Below are 21,520 nucleotides of genomic sequence, written 5' to 3'. Positions count from 1 at the left end.
GGCAGGCCGCGCCGGTGGGGCCGCGGTCGCCGGTCCCGGCGACCCGTCCCGCGTCGGGGCGGGACCGTGCTCCGTCAGCCGGCGGCGGCGATCGCGGCGTCGGTGAGCGCCGCGACGTAGGGCAGGTTGCGGTAGCGCTGGGCGAGGTCCAGGCCGTAGCCGACCGCGTAGCGGTCGGGCAGCTCGAAGCCGGTGTAGCGGATGGGCACCTCGACCTCGCGGCGGCTCGGCTTCGTCAGCAGCGAGCAGACCTCGATCGACGCGGGCCCGCGCGAGCGCAGGTTGCGCATGAGGTACTGGAGCGTCAGGCCGGAGTCCACGATGTCCTCGACGATGAGGACGTTCTTGCCCTCGATGGACGCGTCGAGGTCCTTGAGGATCCGGACGACGCCGCTGGACCGCGTGGCCGAGCCGTAGGACGAGACGGCCATGAAGTCGACCTCCACGGGCACCGTGACCTGCCGCATGAGATCGGCGACGAAGAGCACCGCGCCCTTCAGCACGCAGACGATGAGGATCTCGCGACCCTCGTAGTCCCGGCTGATCTCGGCGCCGAGATCGGCGATCCGGGCCTGCAGCTCGTCGGCCTGGATCAGGATCTCACCGATGTTCGGGTCGCGCACGGGGCGGGAGTGTAGGCGACGGCCGGGGGGCGGTGGCCGCCGCCGCCCGCGCGTCAGCCCTCCCGTGGCGGCGACGCGGCGCAGCGCAGCCGACCGGCCCGGACGAGCACCCGCACCCCGTCGCCCACGTCGAGCGCCGCGGTCCCGCCGCCCTCCGGTCGGAGCGCGAGCACGTCGGGCAGCCGGGCCCCGACGCGCGGACACGGTGCACCGACGGCGTCCTCGGCCAGGCGCCGGAGCACGCGGCGGCCGACCGCGACGGGCGCCGCGCCCAGCGCCCGCAGGGCGACGTCGCCCTCCGGCCCGACCAGGGCGCTCGCGGCGACCACCAGCGCGTCGTCGTCCTCCCGCGCCAGGGCCGCGGTGCGCCCGAGCGCCGCCACCGCCCGCGCGTCGATGCGCTCGAGCTGCGGCAGGAGCGCGCGGACCCGGCCCCGCGGCGTCCCGGGGTTCGTCGGGTCGTCCCTCCAGCGCAGGCCGCGGGCCGTGCACCAGTCGCCCGCCTCCCCCCGCGTCACGCCCGCCTCCAGCAGCGGCCGCAGCACGCCGCGGCGGTCGTCGCGCGGGGCGATCCCCGAGAGCGACCGGGTCCCCGGGGAGGAGACGGCCCGCAGCAGCACGGTCTCCGCCTGGTCCGTCGCGGTGTGGCCGACGAGCACCCGCGTGCCGGGACCGGCCCAGGCGTCCGCCGCGGCACGGAGCGCCTCGCGCCGGGCGTCGCGGGCCCACCCGACCGGGGAGGAGCCGGAGGCACGCAGGGTCCCCGGCACCGTCAGCCGACGGACGCGGACGGCGGCGCCCACCCGCCCGGCCGTCGCCGCGGCCGACACGGCGTCCCGGTCGGCGTCGGGCCCCCGGAGCCCGTGGTGGACGTGGACGGCGAGCACCGCGCCCGGACCCGCCAGGCCCACCGCGACGTCCAGCAGGCAGAGCGAGTCCCGCCCGCCCGAGAACGCGACGACGACGGGCTCCCCGGCCCCGAGCAGCCCGAGCGCCGCGACCCGCCCCGCGACGTCGGTGCTCACGCCGGCCCGGAGCCCGCGCGCCGCCGGGCGACGTAGAGCGCCGTCGGCGCCTTGAAGCCCTTGAGCCGGACGTCGCCGATCGGGTCGTAGGCGACCTGCCGCACGGGGTGCGCGGCGATCGCGTCCGTGACGAGGACCTCGCCCGGCCCGGCGCGCGCGACGACCCGGGCGGCCCGGTTGACCTCGCGGCCGAAGTAGTCGCCGTCGCGGAAGAGGACCTCGCCCTCGTGGATGCCGATCCGGGTCCGCGGGCCGGCGGGCTGGCGGGCCTGGAACTCGACGGCCCAGTCCACGAGGCCGGCCGCGGCGTCCGCGATCACCATGACCTCGTCGCCGATCGTCTTCAGGATCCGGGCGTCGTCGGGCAGCGAGGCGTCGACCGCGTCGACGAAGCGCTCCACGGCGTCGACGGCCTCCTCGTCGCCCTGCTCCTCGGTCAGGCGGGTGAACCCCGCGAGGTCCGCGAAGGCGATGGTGACCCGCAGCCGGCCGAGGCCCAGCAGCGCGTCCTCGTCCAGCGCCTGCTCGACGAGGCTGACGGCGTCCTGCTCGATGAACCAGTGCAGGGACCTCCGGTGGACGTCCTCGATCAGCCGGTCGGCGAGCGGCATGACGTGCGAGGCCAGCTCGGCGACCGCCTCCGCGGCCTCCAGCGCCGACGCGTTCTCGCGGATCAGCGGGTCGCGCACGTAGAGGCGGAACATCCGGACCTCGGCGTCGGCGACGCGACCGAGGGCCTGGCCGTAGATCCGGGCGAGCTGCAGCAGCGCCACCAGCGGGAAGCCCGCGTCCAGCGCGGTGGCGACGTGCTCGAACAGCCGGACGTCGTCCGCCGCGATCCGCTCGACGCTCTGGGCGCTGAAGCCGAAGGCCTCCCCGACGCGCCGGACCAGCGCGGGCTCCAGCCCGGTCCGCTCCGCGACCTCCTCGGGCGTGACGTGCCGCGTGGCCGGCGCGAGCAGGCCCCCGAGGTAGTCGAGGACCGAGCCGTTGCGCTCGGCGACGAGCGCGATGTCCGACAGGGAGCGGCCCTTCGACCGCAGTCGTTGGACGACGCGCGCGTGGTTCAGCGACGCCGCCGTCCACGCGCCGTCCTCCAGCGGGACCAGACCGAGCCCGACCCAGCGCCGCAGCGTGCCCTCCGAGACCCCGACGAGCTCGGCGACGCGGGCCCGGCCGAGGTCGCGGGGATCGTCCTGCGCCTCGACGTCGGGCCCGGCCTGCGAAGTGTGGCGGCGGGACCCTCTCGGGCCCCGCCGCCCGCGGGTGTCTCGACCCGCATCGTCGGCCCTCGGCGCTCGTCCCAGGAAGGGGCGGCGCCTCGCAGGTGACTGCTCACCCACGTTCTGGCCGGAGGCTCTGTCGTCGGTGTCAGTCATACCCGCCCGACGCCCGCGGCGTCAACCCGAGTCGCCTCACGGCGTCGCGGAGGGGCCGGCACCGCGCCCCTCCTCGCCCTCGATCCGGTCCAGGCGGGCCTCGATCCGGGCGAGCCGCTCGTCGAGCCGGCGCAGATCGTCCCCGGTCGCGGGGCGCACGTCGTCGAGGGTGCGCCCGAGGCGACCCACGACCTGCTGCACCTCGTCGGCCAGCACGCCGGCCTGCGAGGTGCCGGCGGCGCTGAGGTCCTCGAGCGCTCCACGCACGCGCGTGACGACGGAACCCAGCTCGTCCGCGAGGTCCTGGGCCCGCGCGCGCGTGGACGCCGGGGCCCCGGCGGTGGCCTGGAGCGCCTGGTCCATCGCACGCCGGACGGCCTCGACGCGCGCGGAGCGGCTGGTGCCGGGGTCGCCCGGGCCCTCGGGTGCGGCACCGGGCACGGGCGCCGGGTCGATCGCGTCGCTCGAGGGGTCCGTGTCCACGCGGCCAGTCTATCCTCGGCCGCGCCCGTGACCCCGACCCGAACGCTTCCGCCGCTGCTCCGCGTGGGCCATCCCGTCGCGGACCGGGCGATCCTCGTCGGCGACCCCGGGCGGGCGCTCGCGCTCGCCCAGGTCCTGCTCGCCCGCCCACCGCTCATGAGCAACCACGCGCGCGGCCTGTGGGGCTACACCGGGACGGCGTCCGACGACGCGCCGCTCAGCGTCCTGTCGACCGGCACGGGCGGGCCGAGCGCCGCCGCGGTGCTCCGCGAGGCGGTCGACGCAGGAGTGCGCCGCGTGGTGCGCGCGGGCTCCGCCGTCCCGGCGGGCCCCGGCGTCGCTCCTCCGGGCCCCGGGGGGCGCGGAGCGGACCCGACCGAGGAGCCGGCCGAGGAGCCGGCCGCGTCCGACGCGGCCACGGGTCCCTCGTCCGCCCCGGCCGCGCTCCGGGCCGTCTCCTTCGCCGTCTCCCACGACGGGACGTCCGCGGCGCTCGGTCGGTCGCCGGGCGAGGAGGTGCGCCCGGACGGGGGCCTGCTCGATCGCCTCCGCGGGCTCGGCCTGCGGGAGACCGGCGTGGTGTCCGTCGACCTGCTGCCCGCCGACGGCGGCCCGCCGCCCCCGCTCCACCGGGGAGCCGGGGCGGTGGACCGGCAGAGCGCGGCGGTGCTCGCGGCGGCGGAGCGCCTGGGCGTGCCCGCGGCGGTCGTCCTCGCGTTCCCGCACGCGGACGAGGAGGAGGAGGCCCGGGGCGCGTGGTGGCGCGCCGTGGGCCTCGCGGCGGCCGCCGCGCTCGGCGTCGAGGCCGTGGCCCGGGACTGAGGTCCGCCCGGCCCGCGAGGCCGCGGGCCGGACGCACCCGCAGGGCGACCCGGCGGGGCGGACGCACGCTCCGGGCGCGGACCCGCCTCCGGCTCAGCCCTTCTTCTGGTCCTTCGCGAGGGCGTCGATCGACGACTGGATCGCGTCGAGGCGCTTCGCGAGGTCGGCCAGGGCCTTCTCGTTCGGTGCGCCGGGATCCTTGTCGGCGATCGAGCCGAGGCGCTCGTCGACCCGGTCGACCGCGTCCTCGATGGACTCGAGGCGCTGGGCGACGTTGCGCACCCGGCGCGTCAGGCGCTCGATGTCCGCCGCCGTCGGGACGTTGAGGGCGCCGAACGCGGCCTCCTGGGCCTGCGTCGCGCGCTCACGGACGTCCATGGCCCGCTGCACGGCGCCGGTGACGATGGGGTTGCCGAGCAGCTCCTGGGCGAGCTTGCCGATGGTCTCCTCGCTGGCGCCCCTCACGCGGTCGCGGAGGTCCTTCGAGGACGGGGACTGGTCGTCGGTCATGCGCGTGCGGCCTCTGCTGTCGGGCGTCGGTGGAGGGGCGGGCGGACGGGGTGGCCGTCCGCAGGGTCGCCGGGTCCCGCACCCTAGTCCATCGTCTCGTGCGCCCGGACACGTCCGCGTACGTCGTCGCGCGGCCCCGCCCGGCAGGCCGGACGGGCCCCGCCGCGGTGCGCGAAACGCCGGAAACCCGTGGTACTGTGCGCGAATCTGTGTCGCGCCGCGGCGCGCTGAGGAGGCCGGACCGCACCATGCCGTTGTCGACACGCAAGCTCCTCGTCGGGCTCTCCGCCGCCGGTGTCGTCGCCGCGGGCTTCGGCGCCACGGTCCAGGCCGGCGCCGAGGCGCGCACGCTGGACGTCACCCTCGCGGGCGGCCGGACCGTCGTGGTCCAGGTCGACGTGCCGCCAGGCACCCCGGTCGAGCAGATCCCCCTGCCGGACCTCGGCGCTCCCGTCGTCGCCGTGCGCGACGCGGACGCCGCGACGGCTCCGGCCGCCGCCCCGACGGACCCCGCCGCCACGACGACCACCGGGCCGGTGCCGCCGGCCGGCACGACGACCGCCCCGACCGCGGCCGAGAAGGCCGCCCTGGCCGACGACTCCGTCGGCGACGACAGCGGCGGCAGCGGCCGCGAGGCGACCGAGAAGGCCCAGGAGGCCGCGGCCGCGGCCGAGCGGAAGGCCCGCACGGACGGCCGGAAGGTCACCCGCGCGAAGAAGCGCCGCAGCACCGCCGCGACGCCCGCCCCCACCGCGGACCCGACCGACGCCTCGGGGTCCGATCGCGCCGCCGACCTGCCCGACCCGTCGGACCCCACCTTCTCCGAGGTCCTCCCGGGCGCCGCGCCGGTCGGCGTCCCGAACTTCTTCATCGACAAGTTCCGGATCCCGCCGTTCCTGCTGCCGATCTACCAGGCCGCCGGCATCGAGTACGGCATCCGCTGGGAGGTCCTCGCCGCGATCAACGAGATCGAGACGGACTACGGTCGCAACCTCTCCGTCTCCTCCGCCGGCGCCCGGGGCTGGATGCAGTTCATGCCGTCGACCTGGAAGGCCTACGGGGTCGACGCCAACGGCGACGGGAAGGCCGACCCGTACAACCCGGTCGACGCGATCTTCGCCGCGGCCCGGTACCTGCGGGCCGCCGGGGGCCAGAAGTCCCTGCGCAAGGCCGTCTTCGCCTACAACCACGCCGACTGGTACGTCGACCAGGTCATGCTCCGGGCGCGCCTGGTGTCCGGCCTGCCGGACGACCTCGTCGGGTCGCTCACCGGGCTGACCCAGGGCGTCTTCCCCGTCGCCGCGAAGACCCAGTACGTCGGCGACGACAGCAACCGCAAGGCCCGCACGAGGACCACCGGGGGCAACGCCGCCAAGGCGGTCGAGTCCGACGCCTCCCGCTCGTCGATCGACCTGTTCGCGAAGGCCGGGGCGCCCGCCGTCGCCGTCCAGGACGGCACCGTCACGCAGATCGGCCGCAGCGCGCGGCTCGGGCGCTTCGTCCGTCTGCGGGACGCCTACGGCAACACCTACACGTACGGCAACCTGAAGAAGGTCTCGCCGCTGCACCCCGTCGCCAAGGAGGACACCACCACCACGGCGTCCGACCTGGCCCGGAAGGCGGCCGCGGCCGCGAAGGACCCGGCGCCGACCGAGGCCGCGTCCGCCGGCCGCCAGGCCGCCGACAGCGCCGGCAGCTCCGTCGCCCGCGACCCCGCCGTCGCCGCCCCGCAGGGGCCCGTCGCACCGACCGCCGGCGGCGAGCCCGTGTTCGCCAACCCCGGCCGGCCCGAGGCCCGAAAGCACGGCGGCGCGGACCAGCTCGACCAGGCCCACGCCGACGACGCGACCTTCTCGAGCTACCTCTCCACGCTGCACGGCCTGACGAAGGACGACGTCCAGCTCGAGCGGCTACGCAAGGGCTCGCGCGTCATGGCCGGCACGATCCTCGGCCGGATCGGGAAGACGGACGCCGAGAGCTCGCCGCACCTGCAGTTCGAGGTCCGGCCCGCCGGCAAGGGCGCCCCGCGCGTCGACCCCAAGCCGATCCTCGACGGCTGGAAGCTCCTCGAGTCCACCACCGTCTACCGGGCCAAGGCCTCCTCGGCCCTCTTCCGGACCACGGACGGCGCCTCCGCCGGCCAGATCCTGCTCATGAGCAAGCAGCAGCTGCAGGAGCGCGTGCTCGCGGACCGGGGTCTCGACATCTACGAGGCCGGCCGCCGCCAGATCGAGGCCGGGGCGATCGACCGGCGCGTGCTCGCCACCCTCTCGTACCTGACCGCCAGCGGCCTGCGCATCGGCGTGTCGTCGCTCGCCCGCGCCGGCGCGATCACGTCGTCGGGCAACGTCTCCGAGCACGACTCGGGCAACGCGGTCGACATCTCGTCGGTCAACGGCATCCGGATCACGAAGGACACGCAGGGCCCCGGCTCGATCACCGAGCAGACCATCCGGATCCTCCTCGGCCTGCAGGGCACGCTGGAGCCGCACCAGATCATCTCGCTGATGACCTTCCAGGGTGCGGACAACACGATCTACATGCCCGACCACGACGACCACATCCACGTCGGGTTCCGCCCGACGGTGACGGGCGGCGGCGCCCTCGGCGCCCAGGTCGCGCAGGTCCTCAAGCCCGGGCAGTGGATCAAGCTGATCGACCGCATCGCGGACATCGACAACCCCACCGTGCTCGAGACCCCCTCGAAGTACGCGGTCAAGGCGCGGGGCCCCCGCGCGGCCGGCGACTGAGCGTGGCCGACCAGGCCGAGGCCGAGGTCGAGCTCTTCCGGATCGTCCAGGTCGAGGTCCCGGGCGAGGTCGACCTCGGCGACGGTCGGTGGACGGTGCGCGGGCACGCCAACCGCGCCCGCGCGGTGGTCGTCGTCGAGACGACGGAGCGACCCCGCCGGCGCTTCCGGCGGATCCGGGGCGCACCGGACGAGGAGGCCGTCCAGCTCGCCACCAAGCTGACGGTCGTCGACGCGGACCCGCTCGAGGCCCGCGACCCGGAGCGCTGGCTCGCCCGGGCCGACGGGTCCGCGGCGGTCACCGAGGCGCTCGAGGTCCTGCGCCGCCTGCTGCACCTCGCCGCCGTCGCCGCGGCCGACCCCGACGCGCGGATCGTGCGCCCCCGCGACCTGACGCGCGCGACGATCGCGTTCGGGACCGGCGCCGAGGGCGCCTACGGGCGCTGGACGTCCGGGCGCACCGTCCCCGTCGGGCCGGGGGGTGCACCCCGGCTGCGCCGCGCCGCGACGGGCACCAGCTCGGACGAGCGCCTCGCGGAGCTCCTGAGCGGGCGGGACGCCGTCCTGGCCGCCGAGGTGCTGACCCTGCGCGCCCGGCAGGACCTGACGGACGGCCGCGTGCGCGAGGCCGCCCTCGGCCTGCGCATGGCGCTGGAGGCGGCGATCGCCGAGCTCGAGCCCTGGCGCGCCGCCCCGCACCTGGACGAGGCCATCGCGGGGCTGCGCCTCGCGCGGCCCGAGGTCGCCGACGCGGCGTCCGCGGCCGTCCGCGGCGGGCTCGACGACGCGCAGGACGCCGTCGTCCGCGCGGTGCTGCAGGCCGTCGCGACGGCGCTGGCCCGCAGGGCCGGCGGGCGCCGCGTCGGCGAGCGGCTCGGGCCGCTGCCGCCGGGCTGACCCCGGGTCGACCGACCGTCGGGGCGTACTGCCGCCGACCAGCGGCGGATCCGGCCGACGTCCGGGTCGAGGGTGCAGCGGCGCGCGGCTCCGGCCGCGCCCCGGCCGCGGCTCAGGCTCCGAGGCGGTCCAACGCGGCGAGCAGCCCCTGGAGCTCGTCGACCACGTCGCCCCCGAGGCGCACCGCCGCCGCGTCGTCGTAGGGCGTCGCGCTCGCCGTGACGATCGCGACCGCGCCGCCGGCCTCCAGCGTCCGCTCGGGCAGACCCGCGACGGGCCAGACCTGCAGCGAGCTGCCGATGCACAGCAGCAGGTCGCAGGTGCCCGCCAGGCTCCGCGAGCGGTACTCGGCATCGACGGGCAGCATGTCGCCGAAGAGCACGACGTCGGGCTTCAGCACCCCCGCGCACACGGCGCACCGGGGCACCCCGTCGTCGGCGTCCGCGATCAGCCGCAGGACCGTCTTCAGCGGCTCGCGCGCACCGCAGGCGGGACAGTGGCACCCGGCGATCGAGCCGTGCAGCTCGACGACGTCGGTGGACCCCGCCCGCTCGTGCAGCCCGTCGATGTTCTGGGTCAGGACCGCCTGCAGCCGGCCGCGCCGCTCGAGCTCCGCCAGCGCCCGGTGCGCGTCGTTGGGCTGCACGCCGCCGAGGCGGGCGAAGCGCTCGCCGTAGTAGGCCCAGAACCGCACGGGGTCCGCGCGCCAGACGTCGACGTGGGCGATCGTCATCGGATCGACGTTCGCCCACAACCCGGTCTCGGGGCTGCGGAAGTCCGGGATCCCCGAGGGGACGGAGATCCCGGCCCCCGTGAGCGCCACGACCGACCCGGCGTCGGCGACGAGCCGCGCGAGGCGGTCGTGCCCGTCCGTGCCGGTCGTGGTGCTCATCGCGGAGCTACTTCCCGGTCCAGCGGGCGTCGCGCTTGCCGAGGAACGCGCTGATGCCCTCGGACGCGTCGTCGGTGGCGAAGATGTCCGCGAACGCGTCCTTCTCCGCCTGGATGCCGTCGACGAGGTCGGCGACGTCGGAGACCTGCTTGATCTTCTCGACCGCCAGCGGTGCCTGGCCGGCCAGGCGGCGCGCCCAGTTCAGCGCGACGTCGAGCAGCTCGTGGTCGGGGACCACGGTGTTGACGAGGCCGTGGGCGTAGGCCTCGTCGGCGAGGATCGGGTCGCCGACGAGGTTGAGCTCGAGGGCCTTGGGCTGGCCCACGAGGCGGCGCAGCCGCTGCGTGCCGCCGAAGCCCGGGATCAGGCCGAGCTTGATCTCGGGCTGGCCGAAGGCGGCGGACTGGGCGGCGATCCGCACGTCCATGGCGAGCGCCAGCTCGGAGCCGCCGCCGAACGCGATCGAGTTGATCGCGCCGACCGTGACGATCGAGGAGTGCCCGAAGCGCCGGAAGACGTTGTGCGCCTGGTCCATGAGCTCGCGGCCCTGGTCGGCGTCCATCTGCGTGAACGCCTTGATGTCGGCGCCCGCGGAGAAGACGGCCGACATCGGCGAGGCCGAGGCGAAGACGACGGCGCGCGTGGTGCCGTCCTGCTCGACGTGGTCCCAGACCTTCTGGAGATCCTGGACGACCGCCGGCGAGATCGAGTTGACGGGCGGGTTGTCGAGCCAGGCGATGACGACGCCGTGCTCGCGGGTCTCGAGCTTCACCGTCTCGGCGACCTGCGTGTCGTCGTACTGCGGGTAGGCGTAGAAGCCCTGGCCGGACTTCTGGCCCAGGCGGCCCTGGGCCACGAGGCGGCGCAGCGTCGGCGGGGCGTCGAAGCGGTCGCCGTGCTCCTCCGCGGCGGTCTCGAAGCGCTCGAGGACCACGTCGAGGCCCTCGACGTCGCACTTCAGGAGCGGCGGCATGATGCCGCGCTTGGGGTCCAGCCCCGTGCCGGCGGCCATGCCGAGGTCCACGTCGCGGACCGTCGCGTCGCCGTCCTCGATCAGGAGCAGCGCCTCGCGCACCATCGCGAGGTGCGACAGGTTCACGAGCTGGTCGATGTCGGGATCGGCGTCGCCCTCGACGTTCGACGAGCCGTCCTTCTTGTAGAAGCCGTCGCCGGTCTTCGCGCCGAGGTCGCCCTGGGCGACGAGCTCCGTCTGCCGGGCGTGGTTGAAGAAGCGCGCCGACGTCGACGTGTCGCCCTCGTCGACCTCCTCGACCATCTGCTCCTGCAGGTGCAGGGACGGGTCCAGGCCCAGCGAGTTCATCAGGAAGAACGGGCCCATCGGCAGCGCCTTGCCCTTCAGGCCGTCGTCGATCTTCTGGATCGAGAGGCCCTGCTCCTGCTGCGCGCGGAAGATCTCCGACATCGAGGCGGCGAGGATGCGGTTGACCGTGAAGCCCGGGCCCTCGCCGACGACGATCGGCTGCTTCTTCGTGGCCTGCGCGAAGGCGTAGGTCGTGGCGATCGTCTCGGGGGAGGTCAGGTCCCCCTCCACGATCTCGAGCAGCGGCATGACCGACGCCGGGAAGAAGTAGTGGGTGCCCACGACCTTGTCCGGGCGGACGGTCGCGACGGCGATGTCGGAGATCGCGAGACCCGACGTGTTCGAGGCGAGGATCGCGTGGCCGGGCGTGACGGCGTCGAGCTCGGCGAAGACGGCCTGCTTGATCTCGAGCTTCTCCGGGACGGCCTCGATGACGAAGTCCACGTCGCCGAAGGAGTCGTAGCTCAGCGTGCCCTCGATGCGGCCCACGACCTCGGCGACGTGCGCCTCGGCGTCCTCCTCGGAGAGCTTGCCCTTCTTGACCAGGCGGCCGACCTGCTTCTCGGTCACCCCGGTCGCGACGGCGATGCCGTGGTCGACGAGCTCCTGCTTGACGTCCTTGAGGACGACGTCGATCCCGGCGGCGGCGATCGTCTGCGCGATCTGCCCGCCCATCGTGCCGGCACCGACGACGGCGGCCTTGAAAACGAAGGACATGGCGGCTGGACTGCTCCTGAGCTCGGATGCGGGGGCCGGGGGCGCCGCTGGGCGCGCCGCCGGAGGCCAGGGAGCCTAGCGGGGCCCCTGCCCGATCCGTCGGCCGCGAGGGGCCCCGGGACGGGCGTCGGAGGGCCTCACCCGGTGAGCTCGCGACGGAGGCTCGCGACCGCGTCGGCGACCTCGTCGAGCGTCGGCAGCACGTCGTCGCGGAGCGTCTCGCGCTCGGCGGCCCCGGCGTCGGTGATCCGGTAGAAGCGCCGCGACCGCCGGACGGGGTGCTCCCACTCCCCGACCGCCAGGCCCTCGTCCTCCAGCCGGCGCAGCAGCGGGTACATCGTGTTCGGGTTGACCGTCACGAGGCCCCCGGAGAGCTCGCGGATGCGCTCGATCAGCCGGTTGCCGTAGGCCGGCTCCTCGCCGTCCAGGAGCTGGAGCACCAGCAGCCGGACCAGTCCCGCGCGGCGCAGCGCGCCCGAGAGCGGGTCGCCGGGGCCCGCCGGACGGCCGCCCCGCCCCGGGGTCGACTCCTCGGCCGGGGCCTCGGCGCCCGGACCGACGGCCTGGCGCGCGGCCTCGCGGGCCGCCTGGCGGGCCTGCCGGCGACGCTCCGTGGTGGGGGTGTCCGCGGCCACGGACCCAGCATCGCAGGCGCGGGCGCCCTCCGACCAGGGTCCGTCGCGGCCGGATGCCCCCCGGCGGCCCCTCCGTGGGGCACACTGGACGGGTGCAGTCGGCGTTCGGCATCGTGATCTTCTCCGTAGTGGCCATCTCGGGCCTGATCGCGATCGGCACGTTCATCTTCGGGGGCGCGCCACCGCACAGCTCGATCGGCGGCAACGCGTTCACCGCCTCGACCGGGGATCCGGGCGTCGAGACGCCCGAGATGCGCGAGGACGAGGTGCGCCAGATGCTCGAGGCCCGCAACCGCCGGCGGATCGCCCGGGGCGAGACGCCCGGCGACATCGACGCCGAGATGCGCGACCTCCTGTCGGCCTCCAGGCGCACGGACGTCGACACCGAGGTCCGGGCGGAGGTCGAGGCGATCGTCGGGGCCCGGCAGGCCCGGCGGCGGCGCAAGGGCCAGCCGGAGGGCGACTTCCAGGCCGAGGTCGACGAGCTGATCCGCAGCATCGCGGACGCCTGAGGCGCTCCTCCGGGGCGACCTCCGCGGGCGGTCGGGGGCCGCCGGGGCACGCGCCGGGAGCCCCGCGGGTCCGGCCACCGGCGCAACCGAACCTGCGCGGATGCCCGAGGCGCGTGCCTACCATCGCTGGTCGTGTCCTCCCCCGCACCCGCCCGTCGCCGGACCGTCCCGGCGGTCGCGGCCGCCCTCGTCCTCGGCGTCGCCGCACCGGCGCTCCTGCCCGGTCCCGGCCCGCTCGGGGCCGCCCCGGCGGACGCCGCCACGAAGAAGCCGTCGGCGAAGAAGCCCGCGAAGAAGAAGCCGAAGAAGCCCAGGTACACGGTGGAGGGCGAGCTGCGCAAGCTGCAGCTCGCCGGGGACATCACCGCGGCGCAGCGGTCGGAGTGGCGGACCCTCTACCGCGACGTCGTCGCCCGGGCGAAGGCCGCCCCGAAGGGCACCGCGAGGACCGAGCTGCAGGGCGTCGCGCAGAACACCGAGACGATCGCCGCCGAGCGCGACCTGACCGCGTCGCTGGCCCCGAGCGTCTTCCTCACGCTGCAGGTCAACCGCGAGTGGTGGGCCACGAAGGCCGCGCCCGGCGACCGCTCGCGGCCGATCGTCCCCGGCAGCCCGCTGACGTGGCAGTACTACAAGGGCGAGGGCCTGCAGATCCAGTGGCTCGCCACGTTCGGGCTGGCCAACGCGCTGGCGACGACCACGACGCCCGCCAAGCTCGAGCAGCTCCGCGCGATCCAGGACGAGGCGCTGCGCCTGGCGTCGGACCGCGCCGGCGGCCCCGCGTGGCAGTACCTCTTCGACTTCGGCGGCGGCAAGCCGCCCTGGGGCTCCGGGATGGCGCAGGCCACCGCGATGCAGTCCCTCGTCCGCACGACCACGAAGCTCGGCGACCCGAAGTACCGCGACACCGCCCTGCGGTCGGTCGGGCTGCTGCGTCGCAGCACGCCCACCGGCGCGCGGCTGAAGGGCACCGCCGGCGACCACCTGCTGCTCTACACGTTCGCGAAGACGCGGGTCCTCAACGCGTTCTCGCAGACCGTCTCGGCGCTGCACGAGGTCGCAGCCGCCACACAGGACGGCAAGGTCAACGCGCTCTACGTCCGCGCGGAGCGGCAGCTCCGGGCCGAGCTGCCCTCGTACGACCTGGGCACCTGGGCGCGGTACAACGTCGGCGGGGCGAAGGAGACCCCGAGCTACCACCTGCTCTCCCGCGACAACCTGCGCGGGCTGTGCAAGGTGCTGACCGCCGACGCCGGGGCGTTCGCCGCCGGGCAGCCCGTCGCCGGGGCCCAGCCCCCCGCCCCGGCCGCGCCGTACTGCGCGATGGCCGACCGCTTCACCCGCGACCTGACCCTGACCCCGAGCGGTCCGAAGACCCGCGCGAAGCTCTCCGCCCGGTCCGCCGAGCGCGTCCGGGGGGCGGACGACGCGACGCGCGACACCGGCGCGGCGGTCGCGGATCCCGCGGTCAGCCAGCCCTGATCGCCCGGCGCAGCGCATCGGGTCCGTCGGTCGCGGGTACGCTCGCGGGCCGATGGCCACGCGGATCGTGCTCTACACCGGGAAGGGCGGCGTCGGCAAGACGTCGGTCGCCGCCGCCACCGCGCGGCGGATCGCCGCGGACGGCCGGCGGGTGCTCGTCGTGTCGACCGACCCGGCCCACAGCCTCGCCGACGTGCTCGGCGCCCCGATCGGCGCCGCCCCCACCGCGCTGGCCCCCGGCCTCGACGCGCTGCAGCTCGACGACCGCGCCGAGCTGACCCGCCACTGGAGCGCGGTCCGCGCGTGGGCGTCCCGCACGCTCGTCGGCCGCGGCGTCGACCGCATCTCCGCCGAGGAGCTGAGCGTGCCGCCCGGACTGCAGGAGCTGCTGAGCCTCCTGCGGCTCGTCGAGCTGCGGGAGGCGGGGACGCACGACGTGATCGTGGTCGACTGCGCCCCGACGGCCGAGACCCTGCGGCTCCTGTCGTTCCCGGACCTCGCGCACTGGTGGCTGCACCGGGTCGTCCCGCGGCAGGAGGAGCTGCTGGGCACCGTCCGCCCGCTCGCCCGTGCGCTCCTGGACATCACGCTGCCCGACCGCACCGTGCTGGACGAGGTCGGTCGCCTGATGGAGAGCCTGCTGCAGATGCGCGCCCTGTTCCTGGACCACGAGCACGTGTCGATGCGCCTGGTCACGACCGCCGACAGCGTCGTCGTCGCCGAGGCGCGGCGCACCTACACCGCGCTCGGGCTGCACGGGGTCGCCACGGACGCGGTCGTCGTCAACCGGCTCTTCCCCGACGACGTCGGGCCGTACTTCGCGGGGTGGCGGGCCCAGCAGCAGGAGCAGCTGCGCGAGATCGAGGAGGCCTTCGCGCCGCTGCCCATCCTGCGCGCGCCGTTCTTCGACCGCGAGGTCGTCGGCACGGACGCGCTCGACCGGCTCGGCGACGCGCTCTACGCCGAGCACCGTCCCGAGGCGGTCCTGCACGCCGGCCTGGCCCAGGAGCTGCAGATCGACGAGGACGGGGCGCGGCTGCGCATCGCCGTGCCGCTGGTGGACCGCGACGACGTCGCGCTGCGGCGGTCCGGCGACGAGCTCGTGGTCGAGGTGGCCGGCCGCCGGCGCGCCGTGCTGTTGCCCCCGGCCATCGCGCACTATCGTCCGACGGGCGCGACGCTCCGGGACGGGGTCCTCGACGTGACCCTCCGTCCCCCGCCGAGCACCGAGGCCCAGTGACCGACCCCGCCGCCACGATCCCCTCCCCCGACGACGACGCGGCCTCCGCGATCGCCGACCTGCGCGAACGGATCCTGGCGACGAAGGAGGCCGCCGAGCGCCTGCACGCGCAGTCCGAGGAGGCCCGGGCCGCCGCGTCGGACGGCTCGACCCCGCCCAGCGGCTGGGCCACCCCCGAGGACCGCGGCGCGCGCGCCGACGAGGTCCACGCGCTCGCCGAGCTCGTGCGGGCGCTGCGCGAGCTCGTGCCGGACGAGCTGCGCGGCCAGGTCACCGAGGTCCTGCGTCAGCTGCTGCTGCTCGTCCGGGCGATCATCGACTGGTGGGTGGACCGCCTGGAGCTCGAGACGCCGGCGGGCCCGCGCGCCGCCGCCGCCGGCGCGCCGCCGGTCCCGCGGGTCGAGGACATCCCGATCGGCTCGTGAGCTCCCCCGCCCCCCGATCCTCGCGCCGGCGGCCGCCCGCCCGCTCCGGCCTGGTGCGGTCGTTCCTCGACCTCGGCGCGGCCCAGCAGCGCACGGCCGCCGCGGCGCTCGTCGTCCTGGTCAGCCTGGGTGCCCCCTGGTACTCGACGGAGGTCGCCTTCCCCGCCACCCGGGGCCGTCCCGCGTCGGTCGTCCAGGGGACGATGTCCGGCATCTCCGCCTTCTCGTTCGTCGAGGCCGCCGTGCTGCTCGTCGCGGCCGCGGTGCTCGCGCTCGTCTGGGCCCGCGCGACGGAGCGCAGCTTCAGTCTCCCCGCCGGCGACGGGACCGTGGTCACGGGGGCCGCGGGGTGGCTCGGCCTGCTCATCGTCTACCGGCTGTTCGACCGGCCGGAGGGTGGGACGGACGGCGCCACCGCGACCCTCGTCGGGCTCTCGTGGGGCATCTTCGCGACGCTCGCCGCAGTCGGGCTGCTGCTCGCCACGGGCCTGGACCAGCGGCGTCGCGACGCCGAGCGTCGGGTCGCCGCACCGGTGGTGCCCGACGGTCCCGTCGTCGACCCGGCCGACGTCGTCCCGGTGACCGACCGGCCGACCTGGGACGGGCCTCGCGGTGCCGGTGCGCAGGCCGGAGAGCGCGAGCCGTCCGCCGTCGCGGAGCGTCCCGCCCGGTCCGGCGTCCCGGTGCCCTCGCCCGACGCCGTGCCGGACCCGCGCCCCGGCGGTGACGCGGCTCCTCGCGAGGCCCCGTCGCGGGCCCGGTCCTGGTCGTTCGACGATCCCGACAGCCCCGAGCCCGCCCCGCCCCGCGATCCCCCGTCCCGGCGGCGCCCCGTCCCCCCGGAGGCCCCGACGCGGGCGATCTCCCGGGACCCCGGCCCGGCCGGACGCGACGACGGATCCGCCCCGGACGACGTCGGTCGCGACGCCACCCGGCAGGACGACGTCCGCGGTCCCGACGCGGCCGACGATCCGACGCGCGTCGCGTTCCGGCCCGCCGACACGGGTCCGGGTCGTGCGGCCGGCTACGTCGCGGAGGAGCGGACCCGCGCGGACGGCCGCCCCGAGGACGACCCGACCCGGGTCCTCGGCACGGACCGCACCGCCGGCCGGGACGCCGCGCACGTCGTCTCCTGGGACGGCGCCGCCGACCCGACGCGCGCCCTGCCGCCGGCCGCCGAGCGGGACGCGGACCGCGACGACACCGACGTGACGCGCCACCACGACGTCCCGCAGCGGGCGCCCGAGGGCGACCGGCCGCGGCGCGGCTTCAGGCGCCGTCGCGACGGCTCCTGAACCCCGGTCGGGCGGGCGCTCGCCCGACCGCTCCTCGGGTCAGGGCGTCTCGTCGACGCGGCGCTCGGCGTCCTCGCGCGCGTCGCCGACCGAGCCGCCGTCGAGCGGCAGCTGCGTCGGGCGGAGCGTGTCGGGCGCCGGGCCGGGTGCGTCCTGCCAGGCGCCGAAGCCGCCGAGGATCATCCCGAACGTCGCGACGAAGAGCAGCAGGATGCCGGTGGCCAGCAGACCGCGGACGCGCGTCATGTGGCCGAGGACCGCGAGCACCATCGCGACGGCCATGAGCACGACGACGGTCTGCGCGGGGATCGAGACCGCGAGCGGGAGCCAGGACACGCCCCGAGGATCCCACAGGAGCCGGGGCACGTGCGACGGGCGTGCGTGCGGCGTCCGTGGCGGGCGCGGCGGGGCCGTCGGGACTCAGCGGGCCGACGCCCTCGAGCCGTCGTCGGCCGTCAGGGCACCGGCGTCAGCGACCAGCGCCCGCCGCCCGCCGGGCGGGCGACCAGGTCGCCGCTGCGGGGCCGCGTCAGCGCCGCGGGGATCGACTCGTGCAGGGCCTCCGCGACGAGCGACCGCAGGTCGGCGGAGCCCGACCGCACCCGGGTCCCCCGGGCGATCCGGTCCGGCCCGCCACGCTCCTCCACCGCGTCGAACAGGCCGCGCCGGAGCGCCGCCCGGTCGTCGAGCGCCTCGGCCTGCCCGCGGACGTCCCCCACCCCGGTGACGAGGAGCGCCAGGACGACGAGCACCCCGGCGACCGCCCGGCCGGGGACCGCGGACGGGAGACCTGGGAGCCGCAGCACCCCGTCCGGCGGCACGACGGCCACGACGGTGCCGGCGACGGCGCCGAGGAGGACGAGCCCCGGGACGAGGTAGCGGGGGTTGCCGGCGAAGCCGACCTGCGCCATCACGGCGACCAGCAGCGCGTAGGCGAGGACCAGGGCGAGCCACGCGACCGGGCGGGCGGCGAGCGGCACGGGCGTCCCGGCGCCGGCCCCGTCCTCCCGGTCTCCGCCGGCCCCGGCGACCGCGACCGCGCCGGGACGCCCGCGGCGCACCGCCCACGCACCGGCCAGCGCGGCGACGAGCCCGACCCAGGGCGCCTGCTCGCCCAGGTCGCGCAGGACCGTGCCGAACGGGAACGACGTGTTGGCCGCCGAGCCCGCGCTGGCCGTCCCCGTCGCCCCCGTCGTGGAGTCCAGCCCGGAGGAGAGGAGGTCGGGCACGACCCAGAGCGCCAGGACGCCCACCCCCGCGCCGAGCGCCGGGCCGAGGCGCAGGTCCCCCCGGCGGATCAGCCACAGGGCGTGCGCGGCGACGAACGGCCACGCCTCCGGACGGATCAGCGCCCCGGTCGCGGTCAGCAGGAAGGCGGTCCGCGGGCGTCCGTCCTGCGCGAGGAGGATCGCCCAGACGACGAGGGCGCCGAGGATCGGGTCGGCGTTGCCCAGCGCGCCGTTGAGCAGCCACCACGGCGAGAGGACGAGCGTCGCGACGGTGACGAGGCCGGCCCACGGCCCGGCGGCCCGGGTCGCCAGGCGCGCCGCGCCCACGACCGCGAGCAGCGCACCGGCGCGGGCCACGACGAGCCAGGCGCCGGCCGCCCCGTCGCCGAGGAGCGCGAACGGGGCCGTGAAGAGCACGGGGAACGGCTTCCAGGACGGCCCGGCGCCCGTCGCGAGGTCGAGGCTCCAGACCTCGCGGCCCCAGACCACCCACGCCGACGCGTCGAACGCGAGCGCGTGCCCGAGGGGCAGGGAGGCCGCCCCGAGCACGAGCGCCGCGAGCACCCACCACCGGGCGGGCCCCTCGCGGAGGAGGACGGCGCGCACGGCCGGAGCATTCCACAGCGCGCCGGGGGTTCCGGGCGCGCCCGCGTCGCCCCGGGCCCCCCTGTCGTCCCACCGGCCGCGCGCCGCGGGCCGGGACCCCGGGGCGCGGGTCCTATGATGCGGAGGATCGTGACCGCCGCCCCCGAGACCGTCGACGAGCTCGCCTCCGCCCTGCGGAGCGTCGGGTACCTGCCGGGGACGCGCACCGCGCTCGTCTCCCACCTGGCGGTCCAGCTCGACAAGCCGGTGCTCGTCGAGGGCCCCGCCGGCGTCGGCAAGACCGAGCTGGCCAAGGCGCTGGCCGAGGTCCTGGGCCGCGACCTCGTGCGGCTGCAGTGCTACGAGGGCCTCGACGAGGCCAAGGCGCTCTACGAGTGGAACTACCGCAAGCAGCTGCTCGCGATCCAGGCGCGGACCGCCGCGGGTCCGGGTGTCGAGTCCGAGGCCGACGCCCATGGCGACGTCTTCGGGCACGACTTCCTGCTCGAGCGGCCGCTGATGCGCGCCATCGCCAGCCCCACCCCGGTCGTCCTCCTGATCGACGAGATCGACAAGACCGACCAAGAGTTCGAGGCGATGCTGCTCGAGCTGCTGTCGGACTTCCAGATCACGATCCCGGAGCTCGGCCGCATCGAGGCGACGTCGCAGCCGATCGTGCTGCTGACCTCGAACAACTCGCGCGAGCTGACCGAGGCGCTCAAGCGCCGCTGTCTCTACCTCTGGCTGGACTACCCCGAACTGGAGCACGAGCTGGCGATCGTCCGCGGCCGGGTGCCCGGGCTGTCGGCGTCGTTCTCGCGCCGCCTGGTCGAGGTGATCGCGGAGATCCGCGCGCTCGACCTGAAGAAGCCGCCGTCGATCGCCGAGTCGATCGACTGGGCCCGCGCGCTGCTCCTGCTGGGCGCCGACGACATCGACCAGGACGTCTTCCGCGACACCCTGTCGGTGATCGTCAAGCACCGCACCGACCTCGACCTCGTCGCCGAGCGCGTCGGCCTGCGGTTGCCGCAGGCCTCCGCGAGCGCCGGCTGAGGCCGGCGGCCCGCCGGCCGCCGTGCCACGCCCGAGCCCCTCGTGCCTCCCCCGCCCAAGCCCCCGAAGGCCCTCACCCCGCGTCAGCTGCGCCGCGCGGCGATCCACGCCGACGTCCCCGACGGCCAGGTGCCCGGCGGCCTCGCCGGCCAGCTCGTCGTCTTCACGGAGGAGCTGCGCGGCGAGGGGATGGCGGTCGGCACGAGCGAGCTGATCGACGCCACCGTCGCGCTGGGTGCGGTGGGGTGGGGCGACCGCGAGGCGTTCCGCGAGACGCTCTCCGCGACCCTGGCCAAGTCGCCGGAGGACCGCCACGTCTTCGAGCTCGTCTTCGACCGCTTCTTCTTCCGCGCCGCCGAGCTCGAGGCCGTGCGCCACGCGTCGGGCGCGCCCGACGAGGACGCGGAGCAGTCCGGTGACCAGGAGACGGGCGGGGACGGCGAGGGCGTCGACGGGGACCAGGCCGGCGACGGTGACGGCGGCCCTCCCGACCTCGACGCGGTCCGCGACCTGATCGCGCGGGCGATCGCCGACGGCGCGAGCGGGCAGATGGGCGACCTGGCGTCCCTGGCGATCGGCAGCGTCGGCGGGCACGTCAACGACACCGGCGTGGTCGGCGTCGACGTGCAGCGGATCCGGCGTGCGCTGGACCTCAAGCCGGACGCGGACCCGGAGGCCCCCGAGGACGACCCGCGCCGCAAGGGCCTCCCCCGCGAGGGGATCCGCGAGTTCGAGCAGGCGCTGCGCCGCGAGCTCGAGCGCCGCCGGATCGAACGGCTCGGCGAGCTGCCGCCCGCCCGCGCCCTGAACCAGATGGACCGCGCGCTGCCCACGGGCGCCGGCCAGTCGTTGGCCGACATCCATCGCGTCGTCCGCCAGCTCAAGCGGCGCCTGAACACCCAGGGCCACGAGCTGCGCGGCCAGCGCCGCCGCACCCAGGTCGACCTGCGCGCCACGATGCGTGCGTCGCTGCAGACGGGCGGGGTCCCCGTCGTCGTCAAGGAGCGCGCGATCCGGCCGCGGCGTCCCGAGATCTACGTCCTCTGCGACGTCTCGACCTCCGTCACCAGCGCGTCCCTGTTCTTCCTCTCCGTGCTGCACGCCCTGCACGACGCGTTCCGCAAGATGCGCTCGTTCGTCTTCGTCGAGCGGATCTCCGAGGTCACCGAGCTGTTCGAGCGCGAGCGCGAGTTCGAGAAGGTCTCGCAGGCCATCGGCCGCGACGCCGGGGTCGCCGACGTGACGGGCTACACGGACTACGGCCGGGTCTGGCGCGAGTTCCTCGAGCAGACGCAGGACGACCTGAACCCGCGCTCGACGGTGATCGTCCTGGGCGACGCCCGCACGAACGGCCGCGACCCGGCCGAGGCCGCCTTCGCCCAGATCGCCGACCGCGCCGGCCGCGCGTTCTGGCTGAACCCCGAGCCCGCGCTCTACTGGGACTACGGCGACTCCGTGATCTCGCGGTACGCGCCGTACTGCGAGGTCCACGAGTGCTGGACGAGCGACCAGCTCGAGGCCTTCGTCACCGCGCTGACCACCAGCGCGGTCACCGGGCAGCGGTAGGCGGAGCGGGCCGGGCGCGGCCCGCGCGGCAGTCCACGGACGGGCGGTGGCGCGGCACCGGGCGCGGGGCCGCCCGCCGG

Annotated in this window: 20 protein-coding genes; 10 read left to right on the top strand and 10 right to left on the bottom strand. The window is 76.2% G+C overall.

Annotated features, from left to right (window positions below; genetic code table 11):
- Positions 1-74: 74 nt before the first annotated feature.
- Genes hpt through Q7T67_RS20020 form a run of 4 tightly spaced genes read right to left on the bottom strand, consistent with a single transcriptional unit; the run spans position 75 to position 3,510 of the window.
- The gene (gene hpt / locus Q7T67_RS20035; protein WP_370695430.1) at positions 75-623 is read right to left on the bottom strand and encodes a hypoxanthine phosphoribosyltransferase; all 549 of its coding nucleotides are present in this window, start codon (positions 621-623) and stop codon (positions 75-77) included.
- Positions 624-676: 53 nt separating this feature from the next.
- Positions 677-1,648: an ATP-binding protein gene (locus Q7T67_RS20030; RefSeq protein WP_304794136.1), complete on the bottom strand. Its 972-nt coding sequence runs from the start codon at positions 1,646-1,648 to the stop codon at positions 677-679.
- Entirely contained in the window at positions 1,645-3,027 is a 1,383-nt protein-coding gene (locus Q7T67_RS20025; protein WP_304794134.1) for an adenylate/guanylate cyclase domain-containing protein, read from the bottom strand. The genes Q7T67_RS20030 and Q7T67_RS20025 overlap by 4 nt, the downstream gene beginning before the upstream one ends.
- A 36-nt stretch (positions 3,028-3,063) precedes the next feature.
- Entirely contained in the window at positions 3,064-3,510 is a 447-nt protein-coding gene (locus tag Q7T67_RS20020; RefSeq protein ID WP_304794131.1) for a hypothetical protein, read from the bottom strand.
- A 27-nt stretch (positions 3,511-3,537) separates the two neighbouring features.
- On the opposite strand from Q7T67_RS20020, the gene Q7T67_RS20015 reads away from it, so the two are divergent.
- Entirely contained in the window at positions 3,538-4,332 is a 795-nt protein-coding gene (locus Q7T67_RS20015) for a hypothetical protein (RefSeq protein WP_304794129.1), read from the top strand.
- 93 nt (positions 4,333-4,425) lie between these two features.
- Here Q7T67_RS20015 and Q7T67_RS20010 read toward each other — a convergent pair whose 3' ends face one another.
- A complete protein-coding gene (locus Q7T67_RS20010; protein ID WP_304794126.1) occupies positions 4,426-4,842 on the bottom strand; it encodes a hypothetical protein in 417 nt (138 codons plus the stop codon).
- Positions 4,843-5,090: 248 nt separating this feature from the next.
- On the opposite strand from Q7T67_RS20010, the gene Q7T67_RS20005 reads away from it, so the two are divergent.
- The gene (locus Q7T67_RS20005; RefSeq protein WP_304794123.1) at positions 5,091-7,592 is read left to right on the top strand and encodes a lytic murein transglycosylase; all 2,502 of its coding nucleotides are present in this window, start codon (positions 5,091-5,093) and stop codon (positions 7,590-7,592) included.
- 2 nt (positions 7,593-7,594) lie between these two features.
- Positions 7,595-8,488, top strand: a complete 894-nt coding sequence (locus tag Q7T67_RS20000) for a hypothetical protein (protein WP_304794120.1) — start codon at positions 7,595-7,597, stop codon at positions 8,486-8,488.
- 112 nt (positions 8,489-8,600) lie between these two features.
- Here Q7T67_RS20000 and Q7T67_RS19995 read toward each other — a convergent pair whose 3' ends face one another.
- The 3 genes from Q7T67_RS19995 to Q7T67_RS19985 all read right to left on the bottom strand — a co-directional run bounded on the left by Q7T67_RS19995 (position 8,601) and on the right by Q7T67_RS19985 (position 12,053).
- On the bottom strand, positions 8,601-9,380 hold the full coding sequence (locus Q7T67_RS19995; RefSeq protein WP_304794117.1) for a Sir2 family NAD-dependent protein deacetylase: 780 nt from the start codon (positions 9,378-9,380) through the stop codon (positions 8,601-8,603).
- A gap of 7 nt (positions 9,381-9,387) precedes the next feature.
- A complete protein-coding gene (locus tag Q7T67_RS19990) occupies positions 9,388-11,418 on the bottom strand; it encodes a 3-hydroxyacyl-CoA dehydrogenase/enoyl-CoA hydratase family protein (RefSeq protein ID WP_304794114.1) in 2,031 nt (676 codons plus the stop codon).
- A 137-nt stretch (positions 11,419-11,555) separates the two neighbouring features.
- On the bottom strand, positions 11,556-12,053 hold the full coding sequence (locus tag Q7T67_RS19985; RefSeq protein WP_304794111.1) for a PadR family transcriptional regulator: 498 nt from the start codon (positions 12,051-12,053) through the stop codon (positions 11,556-11,558).
- Positions 12,054-12,145: 92 nt separating this feature from the next.
- Here Q7T67_RS19985 and Q7T67_RS19980 point away from each other — a divergent pair, with 92 nt between their 5' ends.
- The 5 genes from Q7T67_RS19980 to Q7T67_RS19960 all read left to right on the top strand — a co-directional run bounded on the left by Q7T67_RS19980 (position 12,146) and on the right by Q7T67_RS19960 (position 17,007).
- Positions 12,146-12,565 carry a hypothetical protein gene (locus Q7T67_RS19980; RefSeq protein ID WP_304794108.1) on the top strand — a complete coding sequence of 140 codons (420 nt, stop codon included), beginning with the start codon at positions 12,146-12,148 and terminating at the stop codon, positions 12,563-12,565.
- A 132-nt stretch (positions 12,566-12,697) separates the two neighbouring features.
- Positions 12,698-14,047, top strand: a complete 1,350-nt coding sequence (locus Q7T67_RS19975; RefSeq protein ID WP_304794105.1) for a D-glucuronyl C5-epimerase family protein — start codon at positions 12,698-12,700, stop codon at positions 14,045-14,047.
- 52 nt (positions 14,048-14,099) lie between these two features.
- Positions 14,100-15,287 (top strand): ArsA family ATPase, encoded by a 1,188-nt coding sequence (locus Q7T67_RS19970; RefSeq protein ID WP_304794102.1) that lies wholly within the window; start codon positions 14,100-14,102, stop codon positions 15,285-15,287.
- Positions 15,284-15,712, top strand: coding sequence for a hypothetical protein (locus Q7T67_RS19965; protein WP_304794100.1), 429 nt, complete (start codon positions 15,284-15,286; stop codon positions 15,710-15,712). Before Q7T67_RS19970 ends, Q7T67_RS19965 begins: the two co-directional genes overlap by 4 nt.
- The gene (locus Q7T67_RS19960) at positions 15,709-17,007 is read left to right on the top strand and encodes a hypothetical protein (protein WP_304794097.1); all 1,299 of its coding nucleotides are present in this window, start codon (positions 15,709-15,711) and stop codon (positions 17,005-17,007) included. The genes Q7T67_RS19965 and Q7T67_RS19960 overlap by 4 nt, the downstream gene beginning before the upstream one ends.
- A gap of 39 nt (positions 17,008-17,046) precedes the next feature.
- On the opposite strand, the gene Q7T67_RS19955 is transcribed toward Q7T67_RS19960, so the two are convergent.
- Positions 17,047-17,343 (bottom strand): hypothetical protein, encoded by a 297-nt coding sequence (locus Q7T67_RS19955; RefSeq protein ID WP_304794095.1) that lies wholly within the window; start codon positions 17,341-17,343, stop codon positions 17,047-17,049.
- Positions 17,344-17,462: 119 nt separating this feature from the next.
- Entirely contained in the window at positions 17,463-18,842 is a 1,380-nt protein-coding gene (locus tag Q7T67_RS19950; RefSeq protein WP_304794092.1) for a glycosyltransferase family 87 protein, read from the bottom strand.
- A gap of 129 nt (positions 18,843-18,971) precedes the next feature.
- Here Q7T67_RS19950 and Q7T67_RS19945 point away from each other — a divergent pair, with 129 nt between their 5' ends.
- The gene (locus tag Q7T67_RS19945; RefSeq protein ID WP_304794089.1) at positions 18,972-19,874 is read left to right on the top strand and encodes a MoxR family ATPase; all 903 of its coding nucleotides are present in this window, start codon (positions 18,972-18,974) and stop codon (positions 19,872-19,874) included.
- Between the two features lie 42 nt (positions 19,875-19,916).
- Positions 19,917-21,440: a VWA domain-containing protein gene (locus tag Q7T67_RS19940; RefSeq protein WP_304794087.1), complete on the top strand. Its 1,524-nt coding sequence runs from the start codon at positions 19,917-19,919 to the stop codon at positions 21,438-21,440.
- Positions 21,441-21,520: the final 80 nt, after the last annotated feature.

The sequence above is a fragment of the Patulibacter sp. genome (assembly GCF_030655195.1).
Taxonomy (GTDB): Bacteria; Actinomycetota; Thermoleophilia; order Solirubrobacterales; family Solirubrobacteraceae; genus Patulibacter.
The sequence above is the reverse complement of the archived record's forward strand: the minus strand, read 5'-3'. Positions and strand labels throughout refer to the sequence as shown.